The organism is Gordonia jinhuaensis (assembly GCF_014639795.1).
Classification (GTDB): Bacteria; Actinomycetota; Actinomycetes; order Mycobacteriales; family Mycobacteriaceae; genus Gordonia_B; species Gordonia_B jinhuaensis.
Genome location: NZ_BMGC01000117.1, coordinates 1 through 531 on the forward strand (window position 1 = coordinate 1; position 531 = coordinate 531).

Annotated in this window: 1 rRNA gene; it reads left to right on the forward strand. The window is 55.4% G+C overall.

Annotation, left to right across the window (positions count from 1 at the left end):
• Positions 1-118: 118 nt before the first annotated feature.
• A 16S ribosomal RNA gene (locus tag IEW22_RS19885) occupies positions 119-531 on the forward strand; the annotation flags it as partial.

Sequence of the window (531 nt, forward strand, 5' to 3'; positions counted from 1 at the left end):
TTTATGTCAGTTTTTTGTTTTTTTGGTTGGGGTTTTGATTCTCCAGTTTGTGTTGAAATGGCTGCCGGCTCTTGTGGGTTTCGATCTGTGTGGGGTTGGTGGTGGTTTTCAGTGAGTTTTTTTGGAGAGTTTGATCCTGGCTCAGGACGAACGCTGGCGGCGTGCTTAACACATGCAAGTCGAACGGAAAGGCCCAGCTTGCTGGGTACTCGAGTGGCGAACGGGTGAGTAACACGTGGGTGATCTGCCCCCAACTTTGGGATAAGCCTGGGAAACTGGGTCTAATACCGGATATGACCTTCTCCTGCATGGGGGTTGGTGGAAAGTTTTTCGGTTGGGGATGAGCCCGCGGCCTATCAGCTTGTTGGTGGGGTAATGGCCTACCAAGGCGACGACGGGTAGCCGGCCTGAGAGGGTGATCGGCCACACTGGGACTGAGACACGGCCCAGACTCCTACGGGAGGCAGCAGTGGGGAATATTGCACAATGGGCGCAAGCCTGATGCAGCGACGCCGCGTGAGGGATGACGGC